General features: G+C 59.6%; 9 protein-coding genes. 5 read left to right on the forward strand and 4 right to left on the reverse strand.

Going from position 1 to position 7,607, the window contains the following annotated elements; all coding sequences use genetic code 11:
- The first annotated feature begins 117 nt into the window (after positions 1 to 117).
- Together pyrH and frr are read left to right on the forward strand one after the other, a co-directional pair.
- Positions 118 to 843, forward strand: a complete 726-nt coding sequence (gene pyrH / locus VN887_19050) for a UMP kinase (protein HXT42114.1) — start codon at positions 118 to 120, stop codon at positions 841 to 843.
- A gap of 108 nt (positions 844 to 951) precedes the next feature.
- Positions 952 to 1,512 (forward strand): ribosome recycling factor, encoded by a 561-nt coding sequence (gene frr, locus VN887_19055; GenBank protein HXT42115.1) that lies wholly within the window; start codon positions 952 to 954, stop codon positions 1,510 to 1,512.
- 27 nt (positions 1,513 to 1,539) lie between these two features.
- Here frr and VN887_19060 read toward each other — a convergent pair whose 3' ends face one another.
- Positions 1,540 to 1,869, reverse strand: a complete 330-nt coding sequence (locus tag VN887_19060; GenBank protein HXT42116.1) for a septum formation initiator family protein — start codon at positions 1,867 to 1,869, stop codon at positions 1,540 to 1,542.
- Between the two features lie 15 nt (positions 1,870 to 1,884).
- On the opposite strand from VN887_19060, the gene VN887_19065 reads away from it, so the two are divergent.
- Positions 1,885 to 2,013 carry a hypothetical protein gene (locus VN887_19065; GenBank protein HXT42117.1) on the forward strand — a complete coding sequence of 43 codons (129 nt, stop codon included), beginning with the start codon at positions 1,885 to 1,887 and terminating at the stop codon, positions 2,011 to 2,013.
- The gene (locus tag VN887_19070) at positions 2,010 to 3,275 is read left to right on the forward strand and encodes a competence/damage-inducible protein A (protein ID HXT42118.1); all 1,266 of its coding nucleotides are present in this window, start codon (positions 2,010 to 2,012) and stop codon (positions 3,273 to 3,275) included. The genes VN887_19065 and VN887_19070 overlap by 4 nt, the downstream gene beginning before the upstream one ends.
- A gap of 91 nt (positions 3,276 to 3,366) precedes the next feature.
- On the opposite strand, the gene VN887_19075 is transcribed toward VN887_19070, so the two are convergent.
- Positions 3,367 to 3,600 (reverse strand): ferredoxin, encoded by a 234-nt coding sequence (locus VN887_19075; protein ID HXT42119.1) that lies wholly within the window; start codon positions 3,598 to 3,600, stop codon positions 3,367 to 3,369.
- 156 nt (positions 3,601 to 3,756) lie between these two features.
- Here VN887_19075 and pyk point away from each other — a divergent pair, with 156 nt between their 5' ends.
- Complete coding sequence (pyk, locus tag VN887_19080; GenBank protein HXT42120.1) at positions 3,757 to 5,160, forward strand: pyruvate kinase; 1,404 nt, start codon at positions 3,757 to 3,759, stop codon at positions 5,158 to 5,160.
- A 26-nt stretch (positions 5,161 to 5,186) separates the two neighbouring features.
- Here pyk and VN887_19085 read toward each other — a convergent pair whose 3' ends face one another.
- Complete coding sequence (locus tag VN887_19085; GenBank protein ID HXT42121.1) at positions 5,187 to 6,683, reverse strand: NADH-quinone oxidoreductase subunit N; 1,497 nt, start codon at positions 6,681 to 6,683, stop codon at positions 5,187 to 5,189.
- Between the two features lie 87 nt (positions 6,684 to 6,770).
- A partial coding sequence (locus VN887_19090; protein HXT42122.1) for a proton-conducting transporter membrane subunit occupies positions 6,771 to 7,607 on the reverse strand: 837 nt, incomplete at its 5' end.

Here is a 7,607-nt window from a genome sequence, read left to right on the forward strand (position 1 = left end):
GCGGGGCTTTGATTTGACTCTCGTGCCGACGGTTGGTACAACCTCGGCATTTATGCCGCCAGCCAGCAACCCGGGGTCCATGATGCGTTCACGTTTCTCACGCTTTCATCCGCTTCAATGACCGGGCCGCTCAAACCGAAGTATCGCCGCATCCTGCTCAAGCTGAGCGGCGAGGCGCTCGGCGGCGAAGCCGGCGTCGGCATCTGCCCGGAGGCCATTCATGACATGGCCCGGCAGATTGGCGAAGTGCGCCAGCTCGGCGTTGAAGTCGTCATAGTCGTCGGCGGTGGAAACATTTTTCGCGGATTGAGCGGCAGCGAACGCGGGATTGAGCGGGCGACCGGCGATTACATGGGCATGTTGGCGACGATCATCAACGCGCTCGCGCTGCAGGACGCGCTTGAAAAGAATGGCGTCCCGACGCGCGTCCAGAGCGCGATCACCATGGCGCAAGTGGCCGAGCCGTTCATTCGCCGGCGCGCGGTGCGGCACCTGGAAAAGGGCCGGGTGGTCATTTTCGGCGGTGGCACGGGCAATCCCTATTTCTCCACCGATACAGCGGCCGCCCTGCGCGCGAACGAGATCGGCGCGGAAGTGGTCCTGAAAGCCACGAAAGTGGACGGGATTTACGACAGCGATCCGAAGAAGAATACGAAGGCAACACGGTACGACCAGATCAGTTACAGCGAAGCGCTGGTCAAGCAACTCGGTGTGATGGATTCGACCGCCTTTTCCCTTTGCATGGACAACAAGATGCCGATCATCGTCTTCGACCTGTTCAAACCGCATAATTTGAAACGTGTGGTGCTGGGCGAACAGGTCGGGACCCTGGTTATCGGATAGTTCGGGGAAGTGCGCTTTTTCCGGCGAGACCCGGACCGGGAGTCGGCATTGTGCGCGACACGGCTTCCTCTATACATCCGCGTTCCGATTTGCTACGGTTTCTCTGCTATGCCAACCGACGATATTTTACTCGAAGCCGAAGACAAGATGCAGAAGACCGAGCAGGTCGTGCAGCACGAGTTTGCGGGGGTGCGCACCGGCAAGGCTTCGCCCGGACTGGTCGAGAACATCATGGTGGAGGTTTATGGTTCGCAGATGCGCATCCGCGAGCTGGCCGGCATCACGACGCCCGAGCCGCGCATGATCCTGATTCAGCCGTGGGACGCGACCACGGTTCATCCAATCGAGAAGGCCATCCAGAAAAGCAACCTGGGCCTTAACCCGGCGATCGACAAGAAATTCATTCGTATCGTGCTGCCCGAGTTGAGTCAGGAACGGCGGGTGGAGTTCACAAAAGTTGTCAAGAAGATGGCCGAGGACGGGCGCGTGGCCATTCGCCACGTTCGGCGCGACGCCATCGAGCATCTGAAGAAGGAGGCGAAAGAGGGCGGGATCACCGAGGACGAGGAGAAGCATGGCGAAAAAGAGGTGCAGAAACTGACCGATCAATACATCGCCAAAATCGAGGAACACCTCGCCCACAAGGAAAAAGAAATCATGACAGTCTGAGGGAACGAACCGGCCCGGCCGGCTTCCTTATTTTTGCGGCGCTGTGGGCACGGTGTTGGTGAGCGGCACTTCGAAGTGAATGATGGTTTCTCCGGTCCGGGCGTAACTGAGCCTTTCCCTTGCAAGTCTTTCAATAGTTCTGGGGTCGCGCATGGCGTCGATGGAGGTTTTGAGCCGTTTTTGATTTTCCTCCTCCTTCTTGATTTCGTTGTCCAAAGCCACGTTTTCCTTGCGCATCCGCTCGTTGCGCTGAATGAGCGGCAGATACCAGAATCCGATCATGATGAGGAGCGCCAGCAAGGCGAGAAAGATGATCAGTTTCGTCAGCTTGTCCCAGATTCCAAGGTTGACGTTCATCGAACAAATTCAAGCATGAAGGACCAGCCAAAGGAAGCGGCATTTTGCGGGTCAGATGAACGCTTCCCCGTGGAAGTGGTCGATCGCGGCAAAGTTTCAACTTTCAACCACGCGCTTTCACCGGCAAAACTCTCCCCGCCGTGAACATCGAGCTCATCAATACCGGAAGCGAATTGATGCTGGGCCAGGTCTTGAACACGCACCAGCAATGGATCTGTCGCCGACTTGCCGATCACGGGTACGTGGTGACGCGCCAGGTGGCCGTTGCCGACGCTGGTCGTGATGTGCTGGGGGCCGTCCGGGAGGCGTTATCACGCGCCGATCTTGTCATCACCACCGGCGGCCTGGGCCCGACCTCGGATGACATCACGCGCGATCTGATCGCCGAGCTACTTGGCAAAAAACTGAGGGAGGACGCCGCCGTTCTGGCGAATGTGGAAACTTTCTTTGCCGTCCGCAAGCGTCCGATGCCCGCAAAGACGCGCGTGCAGGCGCTCGTTTTGGAAGGCGCGCTTGTGATGCCCAACGCCCACGGGACCGCGCCCGGCATGGTCGTTGAGGTTCGCCCCAACCCCTTTCGCGCGGATCACCGGACAAGCTGGCTTGTCATGCTCCCCGGACCGCCGCGCGAGTTGCGTCCGATGTTCAATGAGCAAGCCCTTCCGCTAATCAAAGAAAAGCTCCGCATGGAGAACGGGTTTGTTTCCAGGACGCTGAAAACCTCCGGACTGGGTGAGTCGGTCGTTGAGGAAAAAATTGCCGGCCCGTTGCAACCGCTGGCCGATGCCGGGCTGGAGATTGGTTATTGCGCGCGCACCGGCGAGGTGGATCTGCGTCTTGCCGCCCGCGGCGCGGAGGCAAGGAAAACCGTTGAAGAGGCTGAACGAGTCGTCCGTGCCCTTCTGGGCCATCACATTTTTGGTGCCGGTGATGACCAGCTTGAAGATATCATCGTCGGGTTGCTTGCCGCACGAAAGCAAACGCTCGTGCTGGCTGAATCCTGCACGGGTGGCTACATCGCCAACCGAATCACAAACGTTCCCGGCGCGTCGGCGGTATTGATCGCCGGACTCGTGACCTACAGCAACGCGGCGAAGCAAAAATTTCTCGGCGTCCGCCCGGAGACGCTCGCCTCGCATGGCGCCGTCAGCGAAACCGTGGCGCGGGAAATGGCAGAAGGCGCGCGCCGTGAGACGGGCGCGGATTACGCGCTCGCAGTGACCGGCATCGCCGGTCCGGGTGGTGGTACGTCGGACAAACCGGTGGGCACCGTTTTTCTGGCGCTGGCTGCCGGTCATCACACATTCGTGTTGAACCCGGTCAACCGTTATGATCGCGAGACGTTCAAGTACGTCACGTCGCAACAGGCGCTCGAATTGTTGCGGCGGCGGCTGCTCAAAACATGAACGGAGCGCCCGTGCCTGGATGGCCTTTGCCGGAAAAGCAAAACCCGCGAACGGAATTGTCCGCGGGTTTGAGACTCAAAAATGTTGCTGGCTAAGGCCCATTGTCACCGATGGCTTCGACAGGACAACCCTCCTTGGCTTCTTTGCACTGCGCCTCTTCCTCCGGTGACTCCGGTTGGTGGTAAACAAACGAATAGCCGCCGTCGTCGTTCCGCTTGAAATTGTTGGGTGCGGTTTCGCGGCAGAGATCGCAGTCGATGCACTGGTTGTCGACGTAGTATTTGCCCGCGATGTTTTCGGCGTATCGGTTCGCGATGTCAGCCATAATTCTTGTTGTTAACGGCAGGAGATTTATGCTGCCCGATGCCTGCAATATCAAGCTCATTTCGACGCTCCGCGCAGGGTTTCGAAGGTTGTCTCCTGAATAAACCCTTTCAATTCGGGTGGTTTTTCTTAACCTGACGCCGACAGGGTTCGCTGCATGAGAAAAACAAAAATCATCGCCACGCTCGGCCCCGCCACGGATTCGCCGGAAATGATCAGCCAGCTCATTGACGCCGGCGTGAACATTTTTCGACTCAACATGTCGCACGCAACCCACCACTGGGTTCGCCGCGCAGTGGGCGACATCCGCGCCGCAGCCACCGAACACTGCGCCGCTGTCGGCATCATGATGGACACCCAGGGACCGGCGATTCGCACGGGCGACCTGCCCGCCGAGCTCGACCTCAAGCCCGGACAAAAGTTTACCCTCACGGTCCGCGGCGAGCGGAGCGAGGAGCACCATTCGGTGGACGTGAACTACGAAAACTTCGTCAAAGACATCAGCGTCGGTGACGTGGTGTTGCTGGACAACGGCGCGATTCAGATGAAGGTGCTCGCCAAGGAAGGCAACAAGGTCGAGTGTGAAGTGCTCACGGAGGGCACGCTGGGCAGCCGCCGGCACATCAACCTTCCGGGCGTCAAGGTCAGTCTGCCCGCGCTGACGGCGAAGGATCTGGCGGACGTTGAAGCGGGTCTGCAGGCTGGCGTCGATTACATCGCGCTCTCGTTCGTTCGCGAGGCCAAAGACATCCAGCAGTTGAGGGCGATCATTGAGCGCGGACCACACCGGCCGCTGATCATTGCCAAGATTGAAGACCAGCAGGCGGTCAGGAATCTCAGTGAAATTGTCGCCGAAGCGGATGCGGTCATGGTCGCGCGCGGTGATCTGGGCATCGAGGTGCCTTACGAGGAACTTCCGATCATCCAGCGCAAAATTGTGAAAATCTGCCTGCGGGTTGGCAAGCCGGTCATCGTCGCCACGCACATGCTCGAAAGCATGATAGAAAGTCCCATGCCCACGCGTGCCGAGGTCACGGATGTCGCGAATGCCGTGTTTGAGCAGGCCGACGCCATCATGCTCAGCGGCGAAACGACCGTCGGCAAGTACCCGGTCAAGTGCGTCGAGGTTTTCGACCGCATCGCGCAGCGAATCGAGCGCAGCGGGGGGGCGAACTTTTACGAGCAGGCGGAGCTGGCCAGCCCGAGGCAAAAACTGGTCAAAAGCGCCGTCGTCATGGCCAACGAGTTGAAGGCCGACGCCATTGTCGTTTTTACAGTTCGCGGCAACATGGCCCGCTACACAGCCTGGATGCGCCCGCGCCACTCGAAGATTTACGCAGTGTGCGAGAACTGGACCGTCGGCAGAACCCTGGCCTTGAATTGGGGCGTGACGCCGTTGATCGCGGCGTTCAACCACGCCGATCCGGAAAAAACCATCGAGCCCGCACTTCAGAATCTCATCGCCAAAGGAATGCTGCAAAAAGGCAATACGGTTGTCATCATCAGTTCCATTGGCGTCGGCGAGCAGATCGTGGACGCGGTGCAGATGCGCGTGGTCTGACGCGCGAAGCCTTCAAACAGGCCGGACTATTTCCGCACAACCGACGCGCCGTTGACCGCGCTGGCGGTCGCGTTTGGCGCTTTGAGCGTGGCCACGGCCTGAGTGGTTGAATCCAGGGCGGGACCCGGGTACAAGCCCAGGTAAAACATTCCTCCGATGCAGGCGACGAGCACCGCTTTGATCGGCGCGGAAATCTGAATCGCGGGCAGATCAGTGGTGTCCTGCGACCAGTAGATCGCGCGCACGACGCCAAAGTAGTAGTAGAGTGAAATGACGACCCCGATGATGGCGGCGCCAGCAAGCCAGTAGTAAGCGGAGTTCGACGCGCCTTGTTCAACAGCCGCCTTCAAGAGCAGAAATTTTCCAAAGAAACCGGCCATCGGCGGAATGCCCGCGAGCGAAACCATCGCCAGTGTCATCGTCGCGGCGAGCAAGGGGGAGCGTTGATTCAACCCCGCCAGGGCGCTGATGTCTTCGTTTCCGGCCTGGCGCGTCACCAGGCAAATCACCATGAACGCGGCGAGCACGGTAAAGAGATAGCCGGCGAGATAGTAGAGCACCGCGGACTGTCCGGCATGGGTGAGCGAGGCGACGCCGAGCAGCATGTACCCTGCGTTGGCGATGCTGGAGTAACCGAGCAGGCGCTTGAGATTGCGTTGCGGGATGGCGCAGAGGTTTCCGTAGAGAATCGTCACGGCGGAAATGAGAATCAGCAGCTCCGTCCAGTGCGCCGTGACGTCCGGCACGGCGCTGAACAACACGCGCAGCAACAGGACAAAACCCGCGGCCTTCGAGCCCACCGCCAGGAAAGCGGTCGTCGGCGTGGGCGAACCCTGATAAACGTCCGGCGCCCATAGTTGCATCGGGAACGCGGCGATCTTGAATCCCAGCCCCACCAACACGAGCAACAAACCAAGTTTAAAAACCGCGCCCGTTTCCCGGCTCGATGAGTTTGCGATTTCGGCGAAATTAAAACTGCCTGTGGTTCCCCAGACCAGCGCGATGCCGAAGACGAGGAATGCCGACGACAACGCGCCGAGGATCAGGTATTTCACGCCTGCCTCGAGCGAAGCCAGCCGGGTGCGCTGAAAACTCGTGAGGACGTAAAACGTGACCGTGATGAGTTCGACCGAGACGAACAACAGGCTGAAGTCGTTCGCCGATGCGGCGAACATCATGCCCGACAGCGCGAAGAGGAGCAGCGCGTAGTATTCCGAGATCCCCGCTGGAAAATGGTCCGCGAACTCGACGGACAGGATCAGCACGATGATTGTCGCGATGAGAAAAAACCGTTTGAAAAAGAGCGACAGCCCGTCCTGCACAAACATGCCGTTGAATGCCGTGGCTGGCGCGCCGGGATCCACGAAGCTGGTGAAGCTGAATGCAAAGATGAGCCCCAGCGCCGCGGCGGCCCCATAGCCAAGCTGGCGCTTCTGTCCTGCCGGGGTCCACAAATCCAGCAAAAGCAAAGCAAGCCCGAGGGCGATCACCGATGTTTCCAAAATCGTCAATGAATAGTTCATCGCAAATTTCAATCTACCCGCGGCGCGGACTGTCCCCGGCACGCCGCCGCTTCGGCACGACGGGATCGTCGCGCTCCACTCAAGTAATTATTTCGCCATATCGGAAGTTGCAGTCTGTGCGAGCGCCGGACTGGACTGCGGAGCGCCCGGACTTTTCTGATCGCCGCCGGTGGCCATGTTTACGATCAGGGCAGCGCTGGGCCTGATTTTTTCGGTCAGCAGCTTCGGGAAGAAACCGAACAGGATCAACGCGGTGAGCAACAGGACAAACGGCACTTTGCGCCACGGGTTCGCGTCGGTCATGATTTCACATCTCTCCGCCACGGGACCGTGCAGAATGTTTCGCACCGCGCGCAGCATATACACGGCGCCGATGATCAGCCCTCCCCAGACCGCCGGCACCATGATGACGCGCAGCGACGGCTGGCTCCATGCGCCGAAGAACACCATGACTTCGCCGACGAAATTTGCAAAACCCGGCAAACCGCAGCCGGCCAGCATCGCCATCACCATCGCCGCGCCGACGAACGGGAGGCGCTGGAGCAATCCGCCCAGTTGAACCATGTCCAGGGTTTTCGTCTGTTGATGGAGATAGCCGCTCAGGCCGAACGTCAAAGCCACCAGCAAACCGTGCGCGATCATCACCACCACGGCGCCAGTCACGCCGATCAGGTTAAGGCTCGCGATGCCCAGAAACACGAAACCCATGTGGGCCACACTGGAGTTGCCGACGAGCAGGTTGAGGTCTTTCTGCCGCATGGCGACGAAGCCGCAGTAGAGAATATTGCCAAGGCAAAGCAGCGCCAGAACGTTGAGCCACGATCTCGCGCCGTATGGCATCAGCGGCAGCGCGACGCGGATCAGGCCGTAGGGCCCGAATTTTTTCAGCACCCCGGCGTGCAGCATTGCGGTGGCGGTCGGCGC

The sequence above is a fragment of the Candidatus Angelobacter sp. genome (genome assembly GCA_035607015.1).
Lineage (GTDB): Bacteria > Verrucomicrobiota > Verrucomicrobiia > Limisphaerales > AV2 > AV2.

Excerpts from the sequence above, each read along its gene's own strand:
- pyrH (HXT42114.1), top strand. The coding sequence starts at position 118 with ATGACCGGGCCGCTCAAACCGAAGTATCGCCGCATCCTGCTCAAGCTG.
- frr (HXT42115.1), top strand. The coding sequence starts at position 952 with ATGCCAACCGACGATATTTTACTCGAAGCCGAAGACAAGATGCAGAAG.
- VN887_19060 (HXT42116.1), bottom strand. The coding sequence starts at position 1,869 with ATGAACGTCAACCTTGGAATCTGGGACAAGCTGACGAAACTGATCATC.
- VN887_19065 (HXT42117.1), top strand. The coding sequence starts at position 1,885 with ATGAAGGACCAGCCAAAGGAAGCGGCATTTTGCGGGTCAGATGAACGC.
- VN887_19075 (HXT42119.1), bottom strand. The coding sequence starts at position 3,600 with ATGGCTGACATCGCGAACCGATACGCCGAAAACATCGCGGGCAAATAC.
- pyk (HXT42120.1), top strand. The coding sequence starts at position 3,757 with ATGAGAAAAACAAAAATCATCGCCACGCTCGGCCCCGCCACGGATTCG.
- VN887_19085 (HXT42121.1), bottom strand. The coding sequence starts at position 6,683 with ATGAACTATTCATTGACGATTTTGGAAACATCGGTGATCGCCCTCGGG.